Source organism: Streptococcus sp. ALY_208, assembly GCF_058314295.1.
In genome coordinates, this window is sequence record NZ_JBZFUI010000002.1 from 160,293 (window position 1) to 186,355 (window position 26,063).

The window sequence follows — 26,063 nt, forward strand, 5'->3', positions numbered from 1 at the left end:
CTAATCTTTCTCCTTTATTAATCCTTCTTTTATCAGGTAGTCGTGGGCGACAGCCTTGGCTGACTTGCCCTTGACATCAACCTGATAGTTCATCTCTGTCATCTCTTCAGCTGTGATTTTACCAGAGAGTTTATTGAGGGTCGGCTTTAGCTCAGGGTGTTCTTTTAATAAGCCCTTTCTCAGAAGCGGTGCTCCCTGATAGGGAGGAAAGAGGTGCTTGTCGTCCTCTAAGACTTTTAGCCTATACTGTTTGATCTGGCTGTCGGTTGAATACACATCGATGAGATTTACTTCCTTATGCTTGATCGCCTGATAGCGTAAGCTAGGCTCCATACTCTTGTAATTAAAAGAGAGTTGATAGAGCTTTTCAAGCCCAGGATAGCCGTCACTACGGTCAGTAAATTCTGGTGAAAATCCGGCAGTCAGCTGATTTTGAACCTTGGCTAAATCAGAGATCTGACTGAGGTGTTGCTCCTTGGCAAAGTCCTTGCGGACCGCTAGCGCATAGGTGTTTTGATAGGCCATCGGCTTGAGGTAATCGAGGCCATCTTGCTGCTTGATTCCATCTCGGGCTTGCTGGTAAACCTTCTTAGCATCTGTCGATGATGAAGGTGGCGATTGCAGCAGACTTGAGGTCACTGTTCCCGTAAATTCAGGATAGATGTCAATATTACCAGATTTCAGCGCCTGATAAAGGAAATCTGTCTTACCAAAATTGGACTTGAGCTCCACAGACATGTCTGTATCTTGCTCGATGAGCTCTTGGTACATGTGAATGAGAATATCTGGTTCTGCTCCCAGCTTTCCAGCAATGACGATGGTATCCTGCTGGCTCGACATAGGCCAGACGCTAGGGATAAAGGCACCTAGAAAAAGTACAGCTAGGCTGATGAGTACCGTCTTGATCTTGGAGCGCTCCAAGAGCTTGAGACCAATATTGAAAGCAATAGCCAAGAGGGCAGCTGAGATCGCTCCAATCAGAATAAGGGCACTATTGCTGCGGTCAATCCCCAGAGTGATAAAGGTTCCAAGACCGCCTGCACCAATGAGGGCAGCTAGGGTTGCTGTCCCGATGATCATGACAGCAGATGTCCTAATACCAGAGACGATTACTGGCATGGCTAGCGACAGCTCAAAGATTTTGAGGCGCTCCCAGCGGGTCATCCCAAAGGCTGTCCCAGCCTCAATCAAGCTAGGATCGACACCACGAAGTCCTGTAATAGTCGCTTGCAAAATAGGAAAAACGGCATAGAGTACTAGGGCAATGATGGCAGGAAGCGTCCCGATCCCAACCAAGGGAATCAAGAGTCCCAGCAAGGCTAAGGACGGAATAGTCTGTAGAACACCTGTTCCCTGGAGGGCTAGCTCACTGGCCCTATCCTTACGGCAGAGTATCATGCCCAGAGGTAGCGCGATCAAGATAGCAATTAAGAGGGATAAGAGGGATAATTGTAAGTGCTCGATTAGGGCACTCACCCAGTCACTGTAGCGCTCCTGAAAGGTATTAATGAGTTCGGTCATAGCGGTCACCTCCGAATAAATCTGCTACAAAGTCACTTGCTGGCTGCTCTAAGATCTCCTTAGGCGCACCTATCTGGATGATCTCTCCCTCGTGCAGCACAGCAATACGATCAGCCAATTTCAGTGCCTCATCTGTATCATGGGTGACAAAGACGACGGTTATACCAAACTCATGATGCAAGTCCTTGGTCAGGTCTTGTAGCTGCTTGCGTGAGATGGCATCCAGGGCAGAGAAGGGTTCATCCATCAAAAGAATATTGGGATCAGCGACTATAGCACGGATGATGCCGACTCGCTGCTGCTCACCGCCAGAGAGATCCTTAGGATAGCGGTTGCCATACTCACTAGCTGGCAAGCCAACCTTATCCAGCAGTTCTTGCGCTTTTTCTCGGGCCTTGTCCTTGGGCCACTGCTTCATCTCAGGGATAAGTAGGACATTCTCTAAGACGGTGAGGTTAGGAAAGAGGGCAATCTGCTGGAGGACATAGCCCATAGATAGGCGCATCTCCCTGAGATCCAGTCCGTCTTGTGCTTGCCCATCAATCTCAATCTGACCGGCAGTTGGCTCAATCAGACGATTGATCATCTTAAGCAGGGTAGTCTTACCAGAGCCAGACGGACCGACCAAGACTAAGAACTCTCCCTTTTTAACTTCAAAGCTCTGCTCTCTCAGCACGGTCTTATCACCAAAGGTCTTGGTGACTTTATCAAATCTAATCATAAGTGCTCCAATTCTTTATAGAGGGATTGACTGTACTTGGCAGTCAGTCTGGATAAGCTGGCTTGCTCTTCCTGCGTTAGGCTTGCCATAGCCCGCTTTTCTGCTGCATCTAAGGGATCGATAATCCCTGCAGCATAAGAGAGACCTTGATCGCTTAGCAAGACCAGCTTGTGGCGCTTGTCTTCTGTGTTTTCAGCAAGTATGACATAACCCTTTTCTCGCCAATTTTTAATCAGGGCATGTACCACCTGCTTGGTCGACTGGGTACGATCAGCCAAAAAACGTTGGGTCAGACCTGTCGGTACTCGGTAGAGCCAGAGAAGAATGAGGAGGGCCTTGCCATTGAGGCCATGCTTTCTAGCATAGTTCTCATTAATGGACATGAGCTCATCAAAGGCACGGTTGAACTGTTTAGTGGCCTGCATAACTCTCATCCTCCACTTTTACAATGACCTTGCCATAAGTTTGGGGATTATCCAAATAGCGGTGGGCGTCTTGGATTTGCTCTAGACTAAAAATGGCTTGTGGAGCTACTGCTACCTGGTATCGCTCAATAAAGTCAAAGAGCTCCTGCCACTCTCTCTCAGAGACATTGCCTGAGTAGAAGGTTGTCAAATAAGCATTTTGGCGTAGATCATAAGTCGGATCAAAATTTTCCAGAAACCACTGACCTCCCAGTAGACCAGTACTTGCAATGATCCCTTGAGGACGGATATGAGATAGGCTATCTTTGATCGTTTTTGGACCGACAAGCTCAAGAATTTTATCAAAACGCTCATTAGTCTCCAGTGTCCCCTCCTGATCCAAAATAATCTGATCAAATCCTTCATGCCTCAGTTGGTCTGACTGAGTTAGACGACGGATAGAGCCGTAGAGCTGAATATGTGGATAGGCTGCTTTTGCCAGTCTAGCAAAGGCTAGGCCAACACCTGACGATGCCGCACGAACCAGTACTCTTTCACCATCCTTGATTTGAAGCTGCTTGAGCGATCCGTAGGCTGTATAATAAGTCTCTGGAACTGCCGCAAACTCTTCCCAGGATAAGTTAGTGCTGACTGGAAAAATCTGATGGTTGGGAACTAGGACATACTGGGCATAAGATCCATCAAAAGCACGTCCCATCTCTCCCATCGTTGAGAGCACTGTTTGTCCGACTGGTAATCTTGATTGATCTGTCGTCTCATGGATAACTCCTACGCACTCAATGCCTAAAATTCTTGGAAAGCTCACACTTGGGGAGTGACCCTGACGTGTAAAAATCTCAGAACGATTAATGCCAAACCCCTTGACCTTAATCAAAGACCAGCCTGGTTTGATCTCGGGCTTGGGTAAATCTATCAGTTCTAGAACCTCTGGTCCTCCTGGCTTCCTAACTTGAACAGCTTTCATCAGCTCACCTCTTTCTGGATAACTATTTTTAGATTAGTTTATACTAGCAGATTCAATTAGTCAAATATTTTGACTAATTGACCTAAAATAACCACCAGTTCACACTGATGGTTTAGACGTTATATAACTTTGGCTTATCACCTGCTATGGCTGGTAGATCCTATTATTTAAGATTAATAATGACACCCGCCACCATATTGATCAGGGAGGCTATGATCCCTATACTGCTTAAAATGATAGGCAATTTATAGTTATTGTTGGGTTCATTGCTATTTTTACTCGCACCAATAGCTAGTCCAATAACACCTAGTATAAGCCCTAAAATAGGTGGAAAAATAGCAAAAAATAGTGATAGGATTCCTAGAACCATTGGGGCTACAGATTTCTTTGGTTGTGGATACATCATTGACTCCTTTTTATATAATAAAGTTCATCCCATTAGCTAAAGGATATTTTAGCTATTTTGATAGATGGTTGAGTAACTTATCTCTGTAAAATTCAAAGTAAGTTTTCTTATCGACTACTGTTACGACATTGCCAGTCATCCCGTATTTGATCCATTTACTATTAGCTTTGGAAAGTTTGACCTTGGCTGTTACTTTAAAGAGGTTGCCCTTTTTTGTCGCGGTAGCTGCTGAGGCGATTTGATCAATTTTTCCTTTGATCATGACCTTTTCATTTCCCTTCTTCTCCAAAGAAAAGCGGGTTTCCTTGCCTTTTTTCATCAGGGAAACATCATCAGATGAAACATAGTAGGAGATCAGGATATGACGTTTCTTCTCAATGCTAGGATAGATCTGAGCGACTTCCTGCCATTGGGGGATAAGATTGGTCGACTCATATTTAGGATTCATGCTGATGACTCCATCTTCAGGGGCGAAAGCTGTGACCTTATTGATATCATCATCATTTTTTTCCTTATCATCTGATGATTTTTTCTTGTCTTTCTTATCTTTATCGGAATCCTTATCTGATTTTTCCTTGTCCTTTTTATCAGACTTTTTCTTATCCTTGCCGTCTTTTTCCTTATCTTTTTTATCCTTTTCTTTGTCTCTTTTATCGACGATTTTTCTTTGAGCTTCCTTTTGAAGATTATCCGTATCTGCTTGATACTGGAGGAGCACATCTCCCTCATGAACAGCTTGATTATTTTTCAAGTTATTCTTTGTCACGGGACTGTCGCTAATCGATTGGACGGTCGCCACCACTCTGGTCGGTGCTACTTCTCCTGTTGTCTTAACTGTTATCTCCTTTTTGGCAAAGGTCAAAAATACGGCGATAAATAGGACTAAAAGGACGAAGGGAATAATCAGGACCGTTGCAAAATTGTGGTAGCGCCTCTTATAAAACTCTGCACTTTTTAATAATTCTGTATACATGACATCACCTCATCTCAGTCGTTAAATAGCTCAGCATAGAGGCCGTCTTTGTTCAAAAGTTCTCTAGGAGAGCCCTCTTGGACGACCTTTCCTTGATCCATGACGATAACCTTGTTGGTTCGTTTAGAGATACTGAGGCGATGGGCGACAAAAATAATCGTCTTGTCTGTCATCTGTAAGAGATTATCCATAATCTTGCGCTCAGTGACCACGTCTAGACCGCTAGTAGCCTCATCTAGGATGAGGACTGGGGCATCTGTCAAAAGTGCTCTAGCTAGGGCTATCCGCTGCTTTTGACCACCTGAGACACCGGCACCATCAGATAGCTCAGTCTGGTAGCCTAGAGGCATCTGCTCAATGTCTGAGCGAATCTCTGCGATCTCACAAGCACGGATGATAGCTTCTTGGCTGGTACCCTCCTTGATCCCTAGAGTCAGATTTTCCATGACTGTACCACTAAAGATATAGGCCTGCTGAGGCAAGTAGTTGATATGACGACGCAGGGCTGTCTTATTGATGACCTTGAGGTCATTACCATTGACACGGACGATCCCTCGATTGGGTTCATAAAAGTTGACGATCATCTTGGCTAATGTGGTCTTACCAGAACCACTAGGACCTACTAGACTGACCTTGTCTCCCTTTTTAATAGTCAGGTTGACGTTGGAAAGGGTGTCACGGCCAAAGCCATATTTGTAATAAAGATTTTCAAAGCTAATATCCCCATCGAGGAAGGAAGGATCGCTTAGATCACCGTCTCCTTCAAACTCTGAATTGACCAGGTAGACCTCATTGAGACGGGTATTGGCTACTCGGGCTGATTGCAGCTTGGTCTGTAAGCCGATAATGCGCTCAATCGGGCTAGAAAAGTAAGACAAAAGGGCATTAAAGGTGATCAGCTGACCGACAGAAATCTTACCATCCATGACCAAAATAGCACCATACCAGAGGATGAGGACGTTTAAAATCAGCTTGGAGCCTGCTCTCAGAGCGTTTTGAATGGCGGTGTATTTGTGGAGCTTGAAGCTCTTTTCCAGATAGTCCACAAACTCACCGTCCACACTATTATAGCGAGCTTTCTCACTGGTTAGAGACTTGATGGTCTCCATCCCATTAATGTCTTCGATGATGGAGGAATTGACAACAGCGTTGCTTTCCATCATTTCGTGGTTCATCTTTTCAAAGGGTTTCAAGAAAGCAAAGATGATGACCGCATAGACAGGAATAGATACCAGATTGAGGTAAAAGAGATTGGGGTTTTGCAGGAGTAAAACCGCTCCTACGATAATAATCATGGTCAAATCCAAGATGACTGAAAAAATAGTCGATGCGACCGCATCGATGATCTGATTGGCATCCGAGAAGCGGGAAGTAATCTCACCGGTCCGTCTAGTCGCAAAAAAGGACATGGGCAAGGTAAAAATGTGCTTGATATAGGACAGGATAACATCAATCACCAGACGGATACTCAGCACTGCTAGGAGGTACTCCTTAGCAAAGTTCATCATCTGTTGGATGATATAGGTGATGACGAGACCTATGGTGATGATACCCAGGGTCGAGATAAGCTGATCCGGGATATAGGTATCCAGGATCCCTTGCAGGTAGTAAGAACCTACGATATCGATCAGCGTCACGAGAAAACTGGCAAGGACGATATAGGTCACCAGGATCCGCTGCTTGAAGATCAGTGGGAAAAAACTGGATAGACCTGTTTTCTTGTCTTTTTGGGGCTTGTAGCTAGGCTGGGGTGCTAGAAAGATGGCTAGCCCTGTCCACTGCTGCTGGAAGTCTGCCTTAGTCATACGGGTGACCTTGACACTAGGGTCTGGATCTCCGATGATGAGGTGGTCTTTCTCTGCGGCATAGACGACATAGTAGTGCTGGAGACGCTTACCCTTGACGACATGGACGATAAAGGGATAGGTCAGGTCATCATAGTCAAAGAGGGTCATGTCTGCCTTGATAGAGCGGGTCTCAAAGCCCATCTTCTTGGCTGCTTCGACAAGCCCTAGGGCGGTTGTTCCCTGCTTATCAGTCTGGGAGAGCTCACGCAGGTGAGCTAGGGAATAATCGGAGCCATAGTGCCTAGCGACCGAGGCTAGAGCCGCTGGGCCGCAGTCCCTGGTGTCGACCTGAGGGACCAGCTTGTAGCGCCGACGCCAAAAGAGAGGGGGCGCTCCTTGATTGGACTGGGAGCCCCCACCCGAGCGACTCAAACGCTTGATGAGCTCCAGCAGGATATTAACCCCTATGACAATCGCAATAATAAAAATAGCTTGGTTCATAGTCTCACTTTCATGGATAAATTTTTCAGTAAAAATCCCCTGCATCAGAGTAGTGGCAGGGGATATAGACATACATCATTTTCTCTCATTGATCTGTTAGAAATAAAGGTTTAGATACTTAAATCTTTATTTTTTATGGAATATTAATTCAAAATAAATTTTAATAATTTTTCGTATATCCTTCCAGATTATTAGAGGAATAATAATACTAATTATCAAAAAATATAAGGAGATTAGTTCTTTCATCGTTGGATTTAATGAGAACATTGATAGTATTAAAATCACGAAAATACTTATTAAGTAAATATAGCTCAATGTTATAGATATTTTAGAAATGTTAAGTTTTTCCCTAGTATCTTCCATTTTAGATTTACCTGTTACTCTTTCAAAATTAGAATGGTAGCGCGTTATATCCAACAATCCCACCAGTTATTGCTCCTCCAAAAGCTCCAACTGTTCCTCCAATAACGCCACCAACTATAGCACCAGCCGCTGCTCCTTCTGGCCCACCTACTGCACCAATAGTAGCGCCCAGCGAGCCGATAGAGCCAGCTCCCGTGACAAGCCCTGTTGCTGCACCTCCTGCTGCACCAATGAGTGCTCCTCCCCATCCTTCACCTTCGACATGTGAAAGATAGTCATTGCTTGCTACTTCAAAATTATCAAAAGCCATTGAATCTAAAGTCATTGTATTCATAAGAATTCCTCCTAAATTACGTTTCATCTTGTGATAGTTTCGTAATAAACCTTCATCCTATTTTTACAGCGTGGCCACGACTTGAAAAACTTTATGAAAATTTACGTTCTTATTCTAACGCTTAAGGTCTTCTTAAGCAAGGGGATTTAGGCTAACTTAATATTATTTAACAGGTTTGATGCGAAAATTCAAAAAAAAAAAAAGATTCTGGAAATTTACGTTAAATATTAGAATTTTATTCTTTAAACTACCCCAACTTTTGATTAGAGTAGGCTAAGAAATCTGGTCACTCAAAAAGGCTGAGAAATAGTTCCCAGCCTGATCTAATTTATAGAGATAAATCTATTTCTAGTGATAAAACACTAAGTATAGCGTGTATACTAATAGATATAGGAGTAATAATAGGGTGAGAGATGAAAAAAGTATCTTTGCTTTCGGATTTTTTAGGAAATAGCCAAGTAGTGCAAAGATAGCACCTAGTTATACAATCAACTATTGTTCGTAACAATCGCTCCTCCTTCATGTTATCAGGCTATCTTCCTTACTACTCTTTATCATCTTTTGTCGTAAAAAATTGATAAAGGTTGCCAGCTGCAAGACTAATAGAGAATATCAATGCAAGTACTCTATTCTTATCCCATAGAGACTTAGCAGCTAAAAATGCTAGGAATAAATAAAGTAGTAAGCGATTCCATCTTTTAAACTGAGACTTATTCATCTGATCTATACCAACTCTTCTTAAAAAATCATCGCTTTGTCCAGACTGAGTCTGAGGATAACATCTCCATATCAAAGCTGTTATACGACTTAAACACTCTTATTCTAACGCTTATATTTTTCTTAAGCAAGAGATTTTTGTCTCAATTGTTTATATTTTTCTATCACACCTCAATTTCGATATGGCTGCTGGCGTCGCTGTGTTTGGTGATGAGGAGCTTTTGTTGGATGGTATCTTTCATTTCCTTGACATGGCTGATGACACCGACCATACGATTTTGACCGATTTGCTCCAGTACTGCAATCGCTTTATCCAGCGTTTCTTCATCCAGTGAACCAAAGCCTTCGTCAATAAAGAGCGCTTCTATCAAAGCACCATTGCTGGCATTTTGTACCACTTCTGACAGGGATAGGGCGATGGCTAGAGAGGCGATGAAGGTCTCCCCACCAGATAGGGAGTTGGCAGGGATCTCCTTATTGGTCAGGCGGTTGTAGATATTGATGTCAAGACCAGACTGACTGTTACCAATCTGACGGTCAGAGAGGACAAACTCAAATTGCTGATCACTGAGGAGACCAATGTAGTGGGCATTGGCATAGTCTAGTATCTCCTCTAAGTGCTCTTGGATGATATAGGTCTCTAGCTTGAGACGCTGCTGGCCCTTCTCACCCCCGCTGATGATATTTTTAAGGCTGGTCAGCTGATTGAACTGCTCTTGTTTTTGGTCCGTCTTTGCCATGAGGCTTTCTATAGCAGTGAGCAGGTCATGGAGCTGTTCTTGCTGCCGTCTGGCATTAGTCAAGTCTTCTAGGGACTGATGGAGCTGGGCTTGGGCTTGCTCAAGGGCTTCTTGGTAGTCGGTCAGGTCCGGTCTTTCTTTATCAGCCAACTGGACTTGAAGCTGGTCGATATTAGATTTGAGGAGCTGGGCTTTTTCTTGATAGGCTGTTAGCCAGTGATTGATCTGGTCTAGCTGCCCTTGTTGAATAGCCTGGAGCCATTGATTCAGCGTCTCACGGTCATCTGTTTGGGCTTGGGGCTGTGAAAGCGCCTGATCAATCTGATCCATCAAGCTCTTGAGGGAGTCTGTCTCAGTCTGTTGATACTCCTGCTGACTAGCCAAACGTCCCTGCAGGGCTGATAGCTCCTCCTTACCTTGACTAAGGGCTGTTTGCTTGCTGTCTAGCTGTTGACGAAAGGCTTGATAATCAGCCTGGATGGTCTTGATTTCCTGATCATAAACATCAGGGGCTTTAAGCTCAGGGTAGGTCTCGGTCAGCGTCTGGACGGCAGTTGCTGCCAGTTCTACTTGACCGTGAATGCCTGATAATTCCAAACTGATGGCTTGCTTATCGCTTGAGAGGTCTTGGAGTTTTTTCGTGAGCGTGTTCTGTTCTTTATTGTGCTGTTCCTGCTGGGTCAGCAGGGCTTGGTAGACCTTGGAGAGTATCTCTAGCAAGGCTTGACCCTCTTCTTTGCTGTAGATGTCTGGTGAAGTCCAGTCGATCTGATTGGCAGAGAGATAGTCCTCTAGGTCTTGCTGGGCTTGAGTCAGGGCTGATAGGACTTGTTTCTGTTGCTTTTGATTCTTGGTCAGAGATGATTGGATTTGCTCCAGCTGTATTTCTTGGGCTTGCAGGCGCTGGGTCACTTGCTGATAAGATTGCTCAAGAGCCTGCACTTCTGTCATAAGGGTCAGGAGATGGCTAGTGTCCGTAGGAGTGTGGACAGCTGGATGATCCAAGGCCCCACAGACAGGACAGGGCTGACCGTCAGCCAACTGACTCTGCAACTGGGCAATCATCAGCTGGGTCTGATCTTTGCGCTTTTCTGTCAGGCTGATGCTCAGCTGATCTCGCTCCTCAGTCAAAGTGCTGATGGTCGTTTCGAGGTTTTCTTGTTGCTGAGTTAGGGACTGGGCTTCTTCTTGTAATTGCGCCTGCTGATCTAGTCTAGGACTTAGCTGCTGGGCTTGGTGCTTAGTGACCCAGTCCACGTGCTCTCTGGCTAGCTCAAGGCTTTCAGGCTGGATCTGATTGGCTTCTTGCTTTTGCTGCTCGACAAGGAGATCCTCCTCATGCTTTGAGAGCAGATTGAGACGTTCTCGGACTTCTTTTTCTTGCTTTTTGAGATCATCTAGGAGCGCTTTTTGATTGGCTAGCTCTCTGGCATTGATGAGGGCTTGATGAAGGGTGTTAAGGGAGTCTTGAGCTGCTTCTTTGCTCTCTTTTTGCTCGTTTAGCTGAGCTAGGTCTTGCTCCAGCGGTAGCAAAGCCGCTTCTTTTTGCTGGATCTGGTGGTTAAGGCAGGTGATATCCTGGTCTAAGTTTGTCAGGCTTCGTTTTTTTTGAGTTTCTGCCTGAAGGAGGTCTGCCAGGCCAGCTGCAAAATCTAGCTGGGTTTTGTAGGAGCGATGAGACTGATAGAGATCCTCTTGATCGATAATATCTGTTTGGTATTGAGCCTGTTTTTGCGTCAATTCGTCAAATTTATTCGATAAGGTTTGGGCGCTAGCCAGGTGGTCTTGGGCTTGTTGGACCAACTGGGCTTGGACTTGCTGATGGTCTTGGCTGCTTTTTAATCGCTCAGAGGCTAGCTTGAGGTAGTCTTGGGCTAAACGCCAGCGCTCTTGAGCCGACTGTCCTTCAAAACTGGAGCGCTCCTCTTGGCTCCAAATCTGACTCTTGTAAAGGCTGTCCAGTTGATCTGTCAGCTGACCTTGCTCTTGATTGGCTTTAGACCAGGTTTGATTGAGAGCTTTTTCAAAACGCTCAAAAATCTGAGTACCAAAGATCTGTCTGAGCATGGGAATCTTATCATTGGTCGGTGCCTTGAGAAACTTGCTGAACTGATACTGGGGGAGCAGGATAATCTGCTTGAACTGATCACCATTGAGCTGGAGGAGGTCTTCTACTGCTTGGGTTGTCGGTTTTGATTTCGTGGCCAACTTGTCTAGCTCTAGACCATCGACATCATCTACAACTGTTAAACTAGCTTCTTTGGTCCCAATCCCTGGTCCCCTATCCATCCCTTTACGGGGCTTGAGGTCCAGTTCACGCTCTACACGGTAGGTATTGTTGTGGTGTTCAAAGTAGAAGACCACGCGCGTCCTAGAATCCTTAAGACTAGCGAAGGTCGAGCGCAGCTCACTGACATCACGCTCACCCGATGTGGTATTAAAAAGAGCGTAGGTCATGGCATCGAAGATAATCGATTTTCCAGCACCAGTCCGACCACTGATCAGAAAAAGGGAGCTGTCATCAAAAGCCCTAAAATCTACCACTTCCTTACGAAAGGGGCCAAAATTGGTCATTTCTATTTTAAGGGGTCTCATCTTAATCCTCCTTCAAGCTAGCAAAGATATCGGTGACCACTTGTTCTTGATAGGCAGACAGGGACTGACCACCTGTCATATCCTTATAAAACTGGGCCAGCATGTCCTCGTCAGAAGGTCGCTTGCCCAGTCCTCTAGAATCTATCTTGCTTCTGGTCAAGCGCCGATGCGGCTTGGTCTCTACGATCCGTAAGTCAACAATCTCCCTGCCATAGATCTCCTCAAGTTGGGCACGGATGTTGACACCTTCTAAGGCTTTTCTATCCTCGATTTGGATCTCAAATGCAAAGCGAGCTTGGTGGCAGGGGTAGGCTTGATAGAAGCTCTTATCTGTGAGCTGCTCGAAACTGCCTTCAAGAACATAAAATTCCTTGTAGGGTTTCAGTGGATAAAAGGTCTTGGTCACTTGGTGCCCCTCAATATCAAGGAGATAAACTCCCTTGATATCTTGATGCTTAGCCTCATCTCTATTAAAGATCAAAGGACTGCCACTGTAAACGACAGTCTCACTAGGACTGGCAAGGCGGGTATGAATATGCCCCAGAGCGACATAGTCAAAATCATGAAATAGGTCACTCGTCAGCGTCGCAAGTCCGCCAACAGTTCTCGTCGTCTCAGAGAGCATCTGCTGGCGTAAGGCTTCTTGATCCTCGTCGCTTTCACCTTTTGCCACTGCAAAATGACTAACCAGGACATGGGCCTTGTCAGGATCAAAGTGTGACTTCATATCCTCGATCACTCGCTTCACCGCCTGATCAATCTCTCTAATCTCAGCATCTTGATAGTAGAGTCTTGCATCGATCGGATCTATAAAGGGAAGCAGAAAGATCTGGGCTTCCGGTGTTTCTACAGGTATAAAGGCATCTTGGAGCTGGGAGACCAGGTGAAATCCCTGACGCTTAAAGAAACTCTGACCAAAGGTCATACGCTTAGCGCTGTCATGATTTCCTGTGATAGCATAGACAGGAATATCTAAGTCAAAGAGCAGATGACTGATGGTCTCGTCAAAGAGCTTGACCGCTTCAACAGGTGGAAGACCACGATCATAGAGGTCTCCTGCAATGATGATCCCATCTACTTCTTGGTGCTTGGCTAGGGTCATCATCTCAGCTAGGATATGGGCTTGATCCTGGATCAGACTGCTACCATTTTGATTGAGCTGACTGCCTATGTGCCAATCCGCAGTGTGTAATAATTTCATAAGACTCCTCATTTGCTGACTTTTATTATAGTATAGCACGATTTTGTTAGTTTGTAACTTAACCAACTGCTATAATCCGCTGACTTTTCATTCATCATTCCCCACTTATCGTCTTATAGTGTGATATAATAAGGATCGCCAATCAACTGTGGGGAGCGGGATAACCAATCACAATCGTGTTTTAACAGGATTGACTGATTGGATCTCTCTCTCGATTAGAAAGGGGATATCATGTCATTCGATGGCTTTTTCCTACACCATTTGACTCAAGAGCTCCGTGATCAGGTGCTTTATGGCCGCATTCAAAAGGTCAACCAACCTTTTGAACACGAGCTTGTCTTGACCATTCGTAATAACCGGCAGAGCTACAAGCTGTTGCTATCTGCCCACCCTGTTTTTGGTCGCATTCAGGTGACACAAGCAAACTTTGTCAATCCGCAAAACCCTAATACCTATACCATGATCATGCGGAAGTATCTACAAGGAGCTGTTATTGAAGACATTCAGCAGGTTGAAAATGACCGCATTCTGGAGATGACCATTTCTAATAAAAATGAAATAGGAGATCATATCAAGGTTGCCCTCATCATTGAAATCATGGGGAAACATAGCAATATCATCCTGATCGATAAGAATGAATCACGGATTATCGAATCGATCAAGCATGTCGGTTTTTCACAAAATAGCTATCGGACTATCCTCCCTGGCTCCACTTATGTCAGTCCACCTAAGACTCAGGCTCAGGATCCCTTTACCATCGCTGATGAGAAACTCTTTGATATCTTACAGACTCAAGAGCTTGAGGTAAAGACTTTTCAAGGGCTCTTTCAAGGGTTAGGGCGTGATACGGCTCAAGAATTGCTCAAGCAACTGGGTGATGAACGGTTTAAAAATTTTCGGCATTTCTTTGCCCAGAAGACAGCACCCAGCTTGACTCAAAAGAGCTTTTCAGCCGTCGGTTTTTCAGACAGTCACCAGAGTTTTGCTAGTCTGTCTGAACTTCTCGATCACTATTTTCAAGACAAGGCGGAGCGTGATAGGGTGGCTCAGCAAGCCAGTGACTTGATCCACCGTGTGCAAAATGAACTGGAAAAAAATAAAAAAAAGCTGGTTAAGCAAGAAAAGGAATTGGCGGCTACTGAAAAGGCGGAAGATTTTCGGCAGAAAGGTGAACTCCTCACGACCTATCTCAGCATGGTGCCAAATAACCAGCCCAGTGTCACGCTAGATAATTATTACACTGGTGATCCACTGACTATCAGCTTGGATGTCAGTCTAACGCCTAGCCAGAATGCACAGCGCTACTTTAAGAAATATCAAAAATTAAAAGAGGCTGTCAAACATCTCAATGGCCTGATTGAAGACACCAAGCAAACTATTGCCTACTTTGAAAGTGTTGAGCTGGCTCTGTCTCAGGCTTCATTAGATGAAGTAGCAGAGATCCGTGAAGAGCTGGTCGAAACTGGCTTTATGAGACGCCGTTCAACCGATAAGCGTCAAAAGCGTAAAAAACCTGAGCAATATCTGGCTAGCGATGGTAAGACGATTATCATGGTTGGGCGCAATAATCTACAAAATGAAGAACTCACCTTTAAACTGGCTAAAAAGGGGGAGCTCTGGTTCCACGCCAAAGATATTCCTGGTAGTCATGTGATTATCAAGGATAATCTTGACCCAAGTGATGAGGTTAAGACAGATGCTGCCGAACTAGCTGCCTACTACTCCAAAGCTCGTCTATCTAATCTGGTACAGGTCGATATGATTGATAATAAAAAACTTCATAAACCAACAGGCGCTAAACCTGGTTTTGTTACCTATACCGGTCAAAAGACCCTTCGGGTTACGCCAGATGAAGCTAAAATTTTAGCTATGAAAATCACATCATAGTCTCTATAGTATCAAGCACAAAAAAGTTTAGAAGTATAAAGAGACTTGCCTTTCCAAAAATTGAGATACAAGAAAAACACTCCTGTTTTTAGTTTACTAAATTTCAACAGGAGTGTTTTAATATGGTCAAATATTTGTATTAATATAGTCCAATGACATCAATCTTTTCTTCATCTAAAATAAAAGGATTGATAGCATCTAGAAATTCATTATAGAAAAAACCATTTTCTAAATTTGTTTTATCTGAAAGTGCATAAATTCTCAATGTATATCTATGATTTTTATCAGGTGGTGTTGGTCCGACAAACATAGTCTCTATTTCTGAGAAATCTCCACCTAATAATGGACTTGAAAAACTATTTTTTCCCTGTACAATTGATTCCTTATTATCTAAGCTAAAGTTATCAGGAATACTAATTGAGTTACCATTAACATTAATATCCGTAACTAACCAATGGATCCATGGAAATGAACAAACCGGTACTGCATCATAATCAATTAATGAAAATGCTAGGAATCGTGTCCCCTCCGGTATATCTTGAATTTCAAACGGAAATGAACGTACGGGATTTTCTTGCTTAATATCCTGTATATCAGCTTCTTTCCCAAAATATTTTGGAAGTATATTATTGTCAAACGGTAATTGAATTTTCATTATTTTTTCTCCTTAAGTATAATTGAATAATATAGTAAATGCATAATAATATAAATGCCATTAGTAATATTCCCTTAAATTTTATATACTGGTAAACATAACCACCAATTATTAAGAAAATAAAATTAATTATAGAATAAACCAATTCTGCTTTATTTAATCCTTGAACTAAACCTCCCCCTTTCTTTAAGTAATTAATTGTCTGAGGTCTTGTAAGACCTGAAGATAGACCTAAGAATATCATAGCTATGATAATCAAAATAATATTACGGTATAATAACAAACTAATAGATACTAATAAAGTTAAAGAAGATGTTAAATTAGATAGATTCACTAATCGTTTGGAAGCAATTGTCCCGGTCAGTGTATATGCTGCTAAAATAAAAATAAATTTTTGTGTTGAGATACCCAGTTCAGTAAAAAAATAATAAGGCAAAAATCCAGTAAATATACTAAGAATAATACCTCTCATCAATGAATAATGAACTATCCACATTTTCTCCTGTGATGAAAATTTATATCTACTACTTGTCTCTACAACAGACATTTTTTGCTTATCAATTACATCCGGTACCAAAATCATTACTAAGATAAGACCAAAGAAAGATGCTGTTGCCGTTAATAAAATAGGCAATAAATTATTCAAATTATATAGAAATCCTCCAATAATACCAGACACTAATAATGATAAGAACATGTAACTATTTGACTGATTTTGAAAATTAGATGAATTTTCATGAATTAATTGATTAATAAGTTGAGTATCCTCACCAGCACCAATAGCATAACTTGCACCTAAAATCAGTTGTGCAAAAACTATAAGCACTGTAGAACTAGAAATTGCTAGTGACAATAATCCAATTATCTTTAAAATCTCACTAATTATTATCAATTTTTTAGAAGAAAGAAATCTTAATCTATTTTTAATGAACTTATTAGTAATAAATGATCCTATTCCATAGCATGCCATTAAATATTCAAGTTCAATAATTGAATAACCAAGCTCATAAAGATAAATAAGCAAAAATGGTAAATAAAAATATGCTCTTGAAAATATTCTATATAGAGAAATACCTAATTTAATCTTCAATACTATATCCTCCCTTCTTAAGAGTTTTATCAAGTTCTTCACGACTTAAATCACCTTCACGTAGAATTGATACTTTCCCACTCCTATTAATCTTTACAATTGTACTTGACTTAGTATTGGTAATTGCATCTCGAGTTTGCAATAAATACTTAACCTTACTCCCCATCTGCTTTTCAGCTACTTCTTCAGTAATAAGCATATCATCAGCAGTTCCTGAAATATTCGCAGAGGTAATGGCTACTACGCCTCCCATGTATTCTACAAATTCTTTAAACACTTTATTACTGACACAACCAAGTGATATGGTATCACTCCCATTTAGAGCATAATCAAAAGTTGACTTATTATCTATAACAATATTCAAAGCTCCAGGCCAAAATGCTTGTATGAGTAATTCCATTAAATTTTCATGTTTAGTCTTGCCGAATTTTCTCCAGTAGTTTGGCTTAGAAATAAATATAGATAACGGTTTATTTTTGGGTCTAATTTTATATTCAAAAATTTTATCAATTGCTTCCTTATCATTTGGTAAACAACAGAAATTATAATTAGTGTCCGTAGGGACAATAATAGGGTTACCTGATCTCAATGTGTTTTCCAGTAAAGAATAATTTTCTTTATTTGCTTTCAATATTTCCATTTTTTTCCCTTTCTCTTAACCGGTATAACTCTAAACAATCTTCAGGAGTAAGATTATCCGTTACTTTGCTAATTGTCCGATAGAACTTAATTAAACGCTCAATATCTTCATCTTCGCTAGCAATATTCTTAAAATGTTGATAAAGAACTTTCTTGCTAGATATTCCACTAATTGTATAGTTAGTGGAATTAGGAATTCCTAATTCCACTAATTGTATAGTTAGTGGAATTAGGAATTCCTAATTCGCTTGGTAATAAATACTGGTACATTTCAATATTTTTCATGGTACCATCTTGATGTATCCCAGATTCGTGTACAAAAATATTATCGCCAACTATTGGTTGATTTGGGGAAACATCGTAACTTAAAATTTCACGAATTCGTTTACTAGTTTTAAATATTGATGGTAAGATCAATTCAGTATCTCCAATTTTTTTCTTCTTCAAGACTGCAACAACTTCTTCAATTGATGTATTTCCTGCTCGTTCACCAATACCTAAAAACGTAGTTTCAACTTGAGTAGCACCTCTGTAAACAGCTTCTACAGTATTTGCTGTAGCGAGACCTAAGTCATCATGACAGTGAGCTGATAATTCTAAATTAGGAAACATCTCCTTTACTCTATGAAAAAGCGCTCCATATTCTGTAGGAGTTGCACATCCCACAGTATCAGCCAGCGTAACATAACCTACATTAAATTTAGATATTACTTTTAAAGCACCCATTAGATACTTTTCGCTTGCCCGTGTTGCATCTTCTAAGACAATATCAATTTTTAATTCTTTATTTTGAGCATAATCCAGTATTCGCTCAATTCTTTTTATATAAACTGAATACTCTGTCTTTAACTTTTCCTCAATATGCATTTTTGATATTGGTACCAAAAGTTTCAACACAGTATTAGGGAATCTATTAAAAAGAATCGCTCCTAGATCAATACTATTTTCTATTAGTCTTGTTAACACAACCCCTCTTTGATCTTTGCGCAAAATCTCCATATATTCTGATAAAATCATCAAATCCTGGTAAGTATCACACATTCCAATTTCCACAGACTCTATTTTAGTTTTACTAATCTCTTCGACTACTTGTTTCTTTACCATGAAACTCTTAGGAATTGCTCTTTGTTGCATTCCATCTCGAATAGTGTTATCTTGAAAATAAATCATAATTAAATACATTTCCCCTTTCATAAAATTAGAATAATTATTCTTACGCTTTATAATATACTACTTGGCTGAATTTTTGAATTTGGAAAAAATTTATAATTTATTAACTTTTTATTTATAGAATGGAGATACAAAGATGAACCTAGATTGGTATTATACATTTTTGATTTTGGCTAAGCATCTTAATTATCATAAGGCCAGTGAAGAACTTTTTCTAACCGAACCCACCCTACATCAGCAAATCAAAAAACTAGAAAAGCATATTCAAGTAAAACTATTTGAAACTGTGGGGCGAAATTTAACTTTAACTCCAGCTGGTCGTGAATTTATTCCCATGGCAAAAAGAATAATATCAACTTATGAAGAAAGTATTGAAGATATTCAACTAAAAGATAAACAGCTAGAGACTCACCTAAGTGTAGCTGTATCTCCCTACATCGCCACTTATTTACTCCCTAAATTTTTACCTTCTTTCTTTTTAGATAATCCAACTATAAATGTTTCTATTTCTGTATTGCAAAGTCACATTGCAAATAACGTTGAAAACAATCACTTTGATATTGGCATTGATCGTGAAAAACCTTATAGTAATAGAATTATTTCTGAAAAAATTTGCGAAGGAAAGATTGCTTTATTTTATCCTAAAAAAGACGACAATTTATCAGAGATTGCACTTTATCAAAATTATAAAATCTTATCTGATAACCATCCTGTTTACTGGGACTTGGTCAAAAAAGAAGTATCAAATATTGTTCCTGAATCACAGTTCACTGCTATACAAGATATTACTGTTACAGAAAAACTAATTGAAATGGAACAAGGTATCTCTTATCTACCTATTTACTTAAGAACTAGCTTCAATAATAAAATTAGTTATAGAATATCTGAACATATTACAACACCTGTATCATTTACATATTTAATGCATAGAAAAGATTCAGAAGCGATAAAGTGCTTTAAAAAATACTTTAAGGAATTTATTACACAAGAGCAAAATAAAATAGACAACTAATAGAATTGTGTTAAAAACCAAAACAATAAATTTTTATTGCATCTAATTATTATTCTATTTAAGCTGTACTAAAAACTACATATATCGCTGTGTACTGTACTCTACAATTGAGACATAAGAAAAACACTTCTGTTGAAATTTAGTAAACTAAAAACAGGAGTGTTTTAATATAGTCAAAATACTTATTCTTTAGAGACAAAATTAGCTTGCATACTACCAAAAACTGCATTACATTTTATAATGAAACTAGAATTCGACAACAAACTAATCTCCTATTCGACACAGCAAATCGGCTTCATAGAAGTGTTTTTCTCATCAGGTCCTAGTAAGGGGGATTCAGAGCGTGGAAGATCTAGACTTTTTTGTGATGACTAGCTAGAGTCCTTTATCCAAGGTTGCTAGTGTTGTTTTATGGCTAGAAGATTGCCGATCTGTCTTGCTGTCAGATAAAGGTTGGTTTTGGCTTGGCTCAGAGTTTCTTCTAGACTGGCTAATCGTGGAATACTTGCAAAAGCTGCCTGGATACCAGCTGTGGGAAAGGCAGGTAAATCCTCAGATAAACTGCCACAAATGGCTATGACAGGCACTTGACTAGGCGTCCGTCTAGCAATACCCACCGGTGCTTTTCCTCCCTCCAGCGATTGTCGATCCATGCGTCCTTCACCTACTATTACTAGATCATAGGCTTCAATGCGATGATCGAAACTGACCAAATCCAAGATGGTATCAATACCAGAGACCAGCCGGCCCTGGGCAAAAGCTACTAAGCCTGCAGCCATAGCTCCACCAGCCCCTGCACCCGGAAGCTCCAGCAGAGTGGGATCCACTAATTGGTAAAAAGCGTGCATATCTTGATCTGCTGCTGCTAACTTTTGATCTGGGAGACCTTTTTGCTTGGCAAAGACATAGGTTGCTCCCTTGGGTCCACATAAGGGATTAGTGACATCTGTTAGAACTGTGACAGAGATGTCCTTTAATCGTTCAGGTACATCGGCATCGCAAACACGTGCGACCTTGCCAAGATTGATCCCCAAAGGTTCTAGCTCCCGTCCTTCCTTATCATAGAAACGATAGCCTAGTCCAGCTGCCATGCCGATCCCTCCATCTTGACTGGCAGAACCACCGACACCTATGAAGAAATCTTTGACGCCTTGCTCAGCTAGTCTGGCTATCAGCTCTCCTAGCCCAACTGTACTGATTTCTAAAGGATCTCTCTGTTCTTGGGGAATCTTAGCGAGACCAACTAACTCCGCCATCTCAACGACAGCTTGCCGATCCTTTTGGGCATAGCGAAGACTGACTGCTTGTCCAAAAGGACCTGTTACGCTCATCTCTTGGTAGCTCATTTTTAAGCTAGCTACTAGGGCTGCAACAGTCCCCTCACCACCGTCACCGATAGGTAATTGATCGATTTGACAGTCGAGACGACTATCGTTTAAACCCTGAGCCATGCTAGCTGCAACCTCTTTAGCTGACAAGCTTTCCTTGAAAGAATCCGGTGCCACTAAAATCTTCATAACCAACCCTCCTTCTTAGTCTTATTTTCATTATACCGCAATTAGACTGTCCATCTATCTGATCAAGCTATATTTCTAGTAAAAAAGTCTGGGCTAGTACCCAAACTTTTATCGTTTTAAATTCACTAGATTTGTGCTGCGTCTGTCTTTATTTTTTAGCAGATAAGTACTGCTGTATTTGCTTGGTCAAGCCCTGAGCCGTTGCATCATCGTAGGTTTCTACGCTATTGTTACCTGTATTGGCTAAGTAGACCACATCATAAAAGGTTGTATCAAGCTGAGTCGCCTTTTCCTTAGGCGCAAAGAGTGAGGTTCCTAAGAAATAGTTTGGGGCACTGATATCAAGGTAGTCCAGAAGTCCCGGTGCCATTCCCAAGCTATTGCGGCCACCGACATCAATAGTTTGAGCTTGAACACCCTTATGGTAGATAAAGAGAGGAATCTTATCGAGATCAGGATTTGCTCTAGAGTGATCGGCATAGGTCTTTTTGAAGGCAGAGTCGGCGAAGGTCGAGTGATCGGTCGTAAAGACAATGATCGTATCCTTGGCCATATCGCTCTTTTCAAAGCGACTCATAAACTCACCAAAATGCGCATCTGCATTATAGAATTTATTGATCATAGCATCATTGCTATTCTTATAAACCTTATCCGTCGTATCTAAGGACATATGGGTCCCAAAGGTATAGATACTGGTGAAGAAGGGTTTGCCAGTCGCATGCTCTTTTTTGATGGTCTTATAGAGGTAATCATAGGCTTGACCATCTGTCATGGTGTGATCAGATCCTTCATAGCTGGCACTTGGCTTACCGAGGACTTGGTCAAACTTCATGTTGGTCAGGTATTTGGTAAACTCTTTATTGGACGGCTCTGTATTAATCATCGACGTCTGATAGCCTTGGTCCTTCAGGATGCTTTGTAGGGAAATTAGCGCATTGCTATCTCCGATATCCTGATTGTAGCCAGAATAAAGTTGCCCAACGATCCCGCTGTAAGTGGCAAAGGTGTGGTTATAATAGTTTGAAAAGCTGAGTGATTTGTCCTGATACTTTTTAACATTAGGCATGATCTGTCTTGAATCATCGACAATGTTTTGCGACAGTCCTTCTGTAAAAATGACAACGACATTGGGTTGTTTGGTCAAGGTGCTAGGTTTGTCGATATAATTAGGAATATCTTTTTTGTAAAAAAGTTTCTTATCAACAGCTACTTCCTTACTAGTTTCATAGTAGTCCTTGGCTTGGCTGATGAGACTGACATAGGCAAAGCTAGGCGAATAGGCTCCTGAAATCAGCATAGTCAGTCCCAGCTCGAGCATCAGGACGACTGATAAAAGGCCGGCATTGCTGACTCTTTTAAAGCGTATCGGTGCAATCGGTAGGAAGGTGAAAATCAGCAGGGACACTATCCCGATGGCATAGCTTACAAAATTTCCTCTGAGTGCATCCAGACTGCCTAAGTTTAGGATCATAACCAAGGTTAGAAAGTTACCTCCAAAAAACAGGACCAGGACTTGGATATTGTAAAAAAGTAGGGCAATGCTGTTGAAGATACGACCTATATTTGTCTTGGTTGAAACCAAGTAATTAGAAATCAAGGCAATAGCCGCTAATTCTAAAAGACCAACGATGACAATGAATTTATTTTTCATTGAAACATACGTCAGCAGGGTAATCATAATTGAGAAGGCATATTTCAATAATGTCAGCGTATAGGGATATTTCCCCAAAAATGATTTTATACGTGTCATGATAAGTTCCTTCTACTTTCTTTTAACTTTGCGCGTGACCCGTCTTAGAATGTATTTCCAAGAATTGATAAAGGACACTCTCATATATTTGAAGGCCCCCTTGATACCTCCAAAATAGGTAAAATCAATGTAAGAATATGGGCTAAACTGCTCTAAGCGACGTCGGTTCAAGATACGGTTGTCCAAGAAGGGAGGAACTGGCCAAGGATTTTGCGAAATCCTAAAGTCGTAGCCTTGAGCCCAAGCGATATAAACCAACATACGTTCAATCGCATGAAGAATGGTTCCTTGAGGCAGAGGTTCTCCTGGCACATCCTTATCTGTTAGACCAACGTCAAATAAGGGCTTAAGGGCATCATATTTAAACCAGGCATAGGTTCCGTAACTCATCACGTAGGTATCAGCCTCATAAAAATTGGGGTCTTTAGGAACATCAAGCTTGTCCCAAAGATCTTCCATATATTTGGTCAAGCCAAGTTCATGCCATGGATCCATGCGGACAAATCTGAAATAAGTCGGAACATCTGCAATGACGATACCAAGATCTGGCTGGGCTTCAAAATTGCTGAGAATTTTATGGGCTGGCTTGACTAACATCTCAATCAGTTCACGTCGCCAGCTTTCACCGGCCCAAAACTCTGCTTCTTTTGATTTTTTGGTATGGAAATGCCCAATGTAATCATAAGCGGACAGCTGCTCTTTGAGCTTCAGCATGGGCAGGACATCACGACCGATATTGCCTGTCACAAAAACTTGAGCCTCTAGGTCAAAATCTTTTAAGGCTTGCTGGATCTCTGGACGCTTGGAGTCCTTGTCTGTCGTGATAAAGAGATCAAACTTAAAGGGATAGTCTACAAAGATCTGGAAAAAATCAGGTAGAAGATCAATATAGTAGGCATGCAGATGGATAGCAACCGTCTTGGATAAGTGAGATAAATCCTGCTCTTGATCGGCTAGATACTTAAAGGGCAGGAGGTAATTTTGAGTGGAGGAATAAATTTTGGACAGATGCTCGATGATCAGCTCAATAGGGTAGTCAGTTGTCTCTGCAATTTCTTTAATAATAAAAGCCGAGGTGTCTTGGTTGCCTTGAAGGGGTTTGATCTTGACAAAGGGGATCTTGCGACGCAAGATTTCAGCGATATTATAATAGGTAAAATCTGGATGGAGCATGAGTCCTGTCTCAGCTGTTACCGTATCAAAAACAACACCATACTTAAATCCTGCTTTTTGAAGGCTGGTTGTAACTTGGGTTTCGTAGTTATCAATGACTTCTTGAACATCTGAGAAACTTTGAATCCCCTGCCAGAATTCCTGAAAAGCACTGGACGCCAAAACTGGCTTTTTAAAGCTCAAATAGTAGCTCTGAAGATGCTCTGATAGGCCACGGTAAGGGCGATGGTTGGTCAAGCCCCAAAAGTCTACTTCTGCATCTTCCTCAAACTTTTCATAGATAGGGGCCATATCCCAGATAGGGCCAAAGCAGGTATCATTCATCAGGGTAATGGAATCATACATGTTAAGAGATTCCCATCCTACTGCAGCCATGCCGTCCTTCCAGGCTGCAAAATCAAAGCCCTTGTTTTCACGCTGGATAAACTGGTCTAAAAGCCCTTTTTCTTTGAGGAAGCTGAGATTTTCTGAGTCTAATTGACTATTTGAAATGACTACCACCTTGTCAAAAAGGGGATTCATTTTTTCCAGTTGATAGATCACATGGGAACTCAACTGATCGTATTTATTAAAGTGAACATATAAAAGCAGGCGCTTCATTATTAGTTTCTCCTAAAGGCATTGATTAATTTCGTTGTCAGTCGCCAGCGGTGTGACTGGGTTACAGCCTGATAGCGTTGGTTTAGGTCAGCTATCTTATCCACCAGATGGGCTGCTATGTCATCTTGGTCTTGCGAGCTATCTTGCTTGTAATGCTGATAGGTCAGCTCAAAGGAAGCTGAGGATTTTTCTGTCAAATCATAGATAATCTGGGGATCTGGCTGTAAAAAATAAAATTCTCCATCAATTATCTGACCATTGGTCCAAGCTGGTAGAACCGCCTCCTGTGAAGCAGTATTGATCAATTTAACAAACTGATAAAAACTTGGTAATTCAGAGAGATCGACACGAATCCCTGTCACATCACTATCTAGCTCCAACTGGATACGATCGGACAGCTGAAAGGAAAACTCCACCTTGTCCTCTTCACTGAAGGATAAGGGAGTCTGTCGGCTAAAGTAGATACTGACCATCTGATCGTCCCATTTAGAAGCATTGACCAGGGCTAGATTCTTTTCAAAAGCAGTATGTTCAGGCAGGAGATAGGCAAGTACTTGCTTAAAATCACTATCTGGATATTTTTCTAGATAGTCCAGTTGTGTTTGCAGCAAGCGATCAAAGCGATGGGCTATTTTTTTGGCATTCTTGGTCCTTGAGTCAGATTCTGCATCCATTCGATAGACCGTCGTAGCTTCATCCAAAAAGGCCAAATTGGTCCGCTTAAAGAGTTCTAGCTGAATGTTGAAGGTGTCATCGATGGCTTCAGTATCGATCGTCTGATTAACCTCCAACATCAAAGAAGTCTCAACCAGCCAGGTCGATGCCATGGTCATGCCTTTCAGTGCTAAAAGTTTCTCATAGGAATCCATGAAGGGAATAACACGATTGGCTAAGACATGCTCATGAATCAGTCTTCCATCTGCTTCGACCATATTAAAATCAGTATTGGACCAAGAAGAGTCTGATCGGCTTTCTAAAAGAGCTACCTGTTTTTGTAATTTCTTAGGATCAATCCAGTAGTCGTCGCCATCACATCTGGCAATATAATCACCTCTGGCTTCCTGACAAATTTCAATCCAAGTCTTGGTGATACCTAGGTTGGTCTGGTGATAAAAGGGGCGAATGATGTCTGGATACTTCTCGGCATACTGCGCTATGATACGAGGCGACTGATCACTTGAGCAGTCATCAACCAGAATAATCTCAAAAGGGAAATCAGTTTCTTGGGCTAAAAAACTATCGATAGCGTCGCTGAGCCATTCCCCCTTATTATAATTGGTACAAATAACAGAAACTTTCATAGCCTTCTTTCATCCGATCTT

20 protein-coding genes are annotated in these 26,063 nt (G+C 41.5%); 2 read left to right on the forward strand and 18 right to left on the reverse strand.

The genetic code is table 11. From position 1 onward, the window contains the following. From AC4HAI_RS03055 to AC4HAI_RS03100, 10 genes are all read right to left on the reverse strand, one after another. Window positions 1-1,521: an ABC transporter permease/substrate-binding protein gene (locus tag AC4HAI_RS03055; protein ID WP_491110405.1), complete on the reverse strand. Its 1,521-nt coding sequence runs from the start codon at window positions 1,519-1,521 to the stop codon at window positions 1-3. Next, a complete protein-coding gene (locus AC4HAI_RS03060; protein ID WP_491110406.1) occupies window positions 1,505-2,242 on the reverse strand; it encodes an ABC transporter ATP-binding protein in 738 nt (245 codons plus the stop codon). The genes AC4HAI_RS03055 and AC4HAI_RS03060 overlap by 17 nt, the downstream gene beginning before the upstream one ends. Then, window positions 2,239-2,667, reverse strand: a complete 429-nt coding sequence (locus tag AC4HAI_RS03065; RefSeq protein WP_491110407.1) for a MarR family winged helix-turn-helix transcriptional regulator — start codon at window positions 2,665-2,667, stop codon at window positions 2,239-2,241. Before AC4HAI_RS03065 ends, AC4HAI_RS03060 begins: the two co-directional genes overlap by 4 nt. Next, complete coding sequence (locus AC4HAI_RS03070) at window positions 2,654-3,631, reverse strand: zinc-binding dehydrogenase (RefSeq protein WP_491110408.1); 978 nt, start codon at window positions 3,629-3,631, stop codon at window positions 2,654-2,656. The genes AC4HAI_RS03065 and AC4HAI_RS03070 overlap by 14 nt, the downstream gene beginning before the upstream one ends. 163 nt (window positions 3,632-3,794) lie before the next feature. Beyond that, on the reverse strand, window positions 3,795-4,034 hold the full coding sequence (locus AC4HAI_RS03075; RefSeq protein WP_491110410.1) for a DUF4190 domain-containing protein: 240 nt from the start codon (window positions 4,032-4,034) through the stop codon (window positions 3,795-3,797). 55 nt (window positions 4,035-4,089) lie between these two features. Then, a complete protein-coding gene (locus AC4HAI_RS03080; protein ID WP_491110411.1) occupies window positions 4,090-5,010 on the reverse strand; it encodes an HlyD family efflux transporter periplasmic adaptor subunit in 921 nt (306 codons plus the stop codon). Window positions 5,011-5,024: 14 nt separating this feature from the next. Next, the gene (locus AC4HAI_RS03085) at window positions 5,025-7,298 is read right to left on the reverse strand and encodes a peptide cleavage/export ABC transporter (protein WP_491110457.1); all 2,274 of its coding nucleotides are present in this window, start codon (window positions 7,296-7,298) and stop codon (window positions 5,025-5,027) included. Window positions 7,299-7,689: 391 nt separating this feature from the next. After that, a complete protein-coding gene (locus AC4HAI_RS03090; RefSeq protein ID WP_491110412.1) occupies window positions 7,690-7,995 on the reverse strand; it encodes a hypothetical protein in 306 nt (101 codons plus the stop codon). A gap of 881 nt (window positions 7,996-8,876) precedes the next feature. Next, complete coding sequence (locus AC4HAI_RS03095; protein ID WP_491110414.1) at window positions 8,877-12,047, reverse strand: SbcC/MukB-like Walker B domain-containing protein; 3,171 nt, start codon at window positions 12,045-12,047, stop codon at window positions 8,877-8,879. A gap of 1 nt (window position 12,048) precedes the next feature. Continuing rightward, complete coding sequence (locus AC4HAI_RS03100) at window positions 12,049-13,248, reverse strand: exonuclease SbcCD subunit D (RefSeq protein WP_491110415.1); 1,200 nt, start codon at window positions 13,246-13,248, stop codon at window positions 12,049-12,051. 231 nt (window positions 13,249-13,479) lie between these two features. On the opposite strand from AC4HAI_RS03100, the gene AC4HAI_RS03105 reads away from it, so the two are divergent. Further along, complete coding sequence (locus tag AC4HAI_RS03105) at window positions 13,480-15,135, forward strand: Rqc2 family fibronectin-binding protein (RefSeq protein WP_491110417.1); 1,656 nt, start codon at window positions 13,480-13,482, stop codon at window positions 15,133-15,135. A gap of 139 nt (window positions 15,136-15,274) precedes the next feature. Here AC4HAI_RS03105 and AC4HAI_RS03110 read toward each other — a convergent pair whose 3' ends face one another. From AC4HAI_RS03110 to AC4HAI_RS03125, 4 genes are all read right to left on the reverse strand, one after another. Beyond that, window positions 15,275-15,790, reverse strand: a complete 516-nt coding sequence (locus tag AC4HAI_RS03110; protein ID WP_491110418.1) for a YbhB/YbcL family Raf kinase inhibitor-like protein — start codon at window positions 15,788-15,790, stop codon at window positions 15,275-15,277. Next, window positions 15,768-16,880 carry an MFS transporter gene (locus tag AC4HAI_RS03115; RefSeq protein ID WP_491110419.1) on the reverse strand — a complete coding sequence of 371 codons (1,113 nt, stop codon included), beginning with the start codon at window positions 16,878-16,880 and terminating at the stop codon, window positions 15,768-15,770. The genes AC4HAI_RS03110 and AC4HAI_RS03115 overlap by 23 nt, the downstream gene beginning before the upstream one ends. Next, entirely contained in the window at window positions 16,870-17,520 is a 651-nt protein-coding gene (locus AC4HAI_RS03120; protein ID WP_491110420.1) for an L-threonylcarbamoyladenylate synthase, read from the reverse strand. Before AC4HAI_RS03120 ends, AC4HAI_RS03115 begins: the two co-directional genes overlap by 11 nt. A 188-nt stretch (window positions 17,521-17,708) precedes the next feature. Continuing rightward, window positions 17,709-18,713 carry a LeuA family protein gene (locus AC4HAI_RS03125; RefSeq protein ID WP_491110421.1) on the reverse strand — a complete coding sequence of 335 codons (1,005 nt, stop codon included), beginning with the start codon at window positions 18,711-18,713 and terminating at the stop codon, window positions 17,709-17,711. A gap of 112 nt (window positions 18,714-18,825) precedes the next feature. Between AC4HAI_RS03125 and AC4HAI_RS03130 the strand changes: the two genes are divergently transcribed. Beyond that, complete coding sequence (locus tag AC4HAI_RS03130; protein ID WP_491110422.1) at window positions 18,826-19,701, forward strand: LysR family transcriptional regulator; 876 nt, start codon at window positions 18,826-18,828, stop codon at window positions 19,699-19,701. 398 nt (window positions 19,702-20,099) lie between these two features. On the opposite strand, the gene AC4HAI_RS03135 is transcribed toward AC4HAI_RS03130, so the two are convergent. The 4 genes from AC4HAI_RS03135 to AC4HAI_RS03150 form a co-directional block, all read right to left on the reverse strand. Beyond that, window positions 20,100-21,218 (reverse strand): glycerate kinase, encoded by a 1,119-nt coding sequence (locus AC4HAI_RS03135; protein ID WP_491110423.1) that lies wholly within the window; start codon window positions 21,216-21,218, stop codon window positions 20,100-20,102. 148 nt (window positions 21,219-21,366) lie between these two features. Then, the gene (locus AC4HAI_RS03140; RefSeq protein ID WP_491110424.1) at window positions 21,367-22,968 is read right to left on the reverse strand and encodes an LTA synthase family protein; all 1,602 of its coding nucleotides are present in this window, start codon (window positions 22,966-22,968) and stop codon (window positions 21,367-21,369) included. Between the two features lie 12 nt (window positions 22,969-22,980). Further along, entirely contained in the window at window positions 22,981-24,741 is a 1,761-nt protein-coding gene (locus AC4HAI_RS03145; RefSeq protein WP_491110425.1) for a rhamnan synthesis F family protein, read from the reverse strand. A 2-nt stretch (window positions 24,742-24,743) separates the two neighbouring features. Beyond that, entirely contained in the window at window positions 24,744-26,042 is a 1,299-nt protein-coding gene (locus AC4HAI_RS03150; protein ID WP_491079484.1) for a glycosyltransferase family 2 protein, read from the reverse strand. Window positions 26,043-26,063: the final 21 nt, after the last annotated feature.

What these genes read in the sequence shown, in the direction of transcription:
- AC4HAI_RS03055 (WP_491110405.1), bottom strand. Translation starts at nt 1,521, where the DNA reads ATGACCGAACTCATTAATACCTTTCAGGAGCGCTACAGTGACTGGGTG.
- AC4HAI_RS03120 (WP_491110420.1), bottom strand. Translation starts at nt 17,520, where the DNA reads ATGGAAATATTGAAAGCAAATAAAGAAAATTATTCTTTACTGGAAAAC.
- AC4HAI_RS03145 (WP_491110425.1), bottom strand. Translation starts at nt 24,741, where the DNA reads ATGAAGCGCCTGCTTTTATATGTTCACTTTAATAAATACGATCAGTTG.
- AC4HAI_RS03110 (WP_491110418.1), bottom strand. Translation starts at nt 15,790, where the DNA reads ATGAAAATTCAATTACCGTTTGACAATAATATACTTCCAAAATATTTT.
- AC4HAI_RS03085 (WP_491110457.1), bottom strand. Translation starts at nt 7,298, where the DNA reads ATGAACCAAGCTATTTTTATTATTGCGATTGTCATAGGGGTTAATATC.
- AC4HAI_RS03150 (WP_491079484.1), bottom strand. Translation starts at nt 26,042, where the DNA reads ATGAAAGTTTCTGTTATTTGTACCAATTATAATAAGGGGGAATGGCTC.
- AC4HAI_RS03140 (WP_491110424.1), bottom strand. Translation starts at nt 22,968, where the DNA reads ATGACACGTATAAAATCATTTTTGGGGAAATATCCCTATACGCTGACA.
- AC4HAI_RS03070 (WP_491110408.1), bottom strand. Translation starts at nt 3,631, where the DNA reads ATGAAAGCTGTTCAAGTTAGGAAGCCAGGAGGACCAGAGGTTCTAGAA.
- AC4HAI_RS03105 (WP_491110417.1), top strand. Translation starts at nt 13,480, where the DNA reads ATGTCATTCGATGGCTTTTTCCTACACCATTTGACTCAAGAGCTCCGT.
- AC4HAI_RS03080 (WP_491110411.1), bottom strand. Translation starts at nt 5,010, where the DNA reads ATGTATACAGAATTATTAAAAAGTGCAGAGTTTTATAAGAGGCGCTAC.
- AC4HAI_RS03100 (WP_491110415.1), bottom strand. Translation starts at nt 13,248, where the DNA reads ATGAAATTATTACACACTGCGGATTGGCACATAGGCAGTCAGCTCAAT.
- AC4HAI_RS03130 (WP_491110422.1), top strand. Translation starts at nt 18,826, where the DNA reads ATGAACCTAGATTGGTATTATACATTTTTGATTTTGGCTAAGCATCTT.
- AC4HAI_RS03065 (WP_491110407.1), bottom strand. Translation starts at nt 2,667, where the DNA reads ATGCAGGCCACTAAACAGTTCAACCGTGCCTTTGATGAGCTCATGTCC.
- AC4HAI_RS03095 (WP_491110414.1), bottom strand. Translation starts at nt 12,047, where the DNA reads ATGAGACCCCTTAAAATAGAAATGACCAATTTTGGCCCCTTTCGTAAG.
- AC4HAI_RS03125 (WP_491110421.1), bottom strand. Translation starts at nt 18,713, where the DNA reads ATGAAAGGGGAAATGTATTTAATTATGATTTATTTTCAAGATAACACT.
- AC4HAI_RS03060 (WP_491110406.1), bottom strand. Translation starts at nt 2,242, where the DNA reads ATGATTAGATTTGATAAAGTCACCAAGACCTTTGGTGATAAGACCGTG.
- AC4HAI_RS03075 (WP_491110410.1), bottom strand. Translation starts at nt 4,034, where the DNA reads ATGTATCCACAACCAAAGAAATCTGTAGCCCCAATGGTTCTAGGAATC.
- AC4HAI_RS03135 (WP_491110423.1), bottom strand. Translation starts at nt 21,218, where the DNA reads ATGAAGATTTTAGTGGCACCGGATTCTTTCAAGGAAAGCTTGTCAGCT.
- AC4HAI_RS03090 (WP_491110412.1), bottom strand. Translation starts at nt 7,995, where the DNA reads ATGAATACAATGACTTTAGATTCAATGGCTTTTGATAATTTTGAAGTA.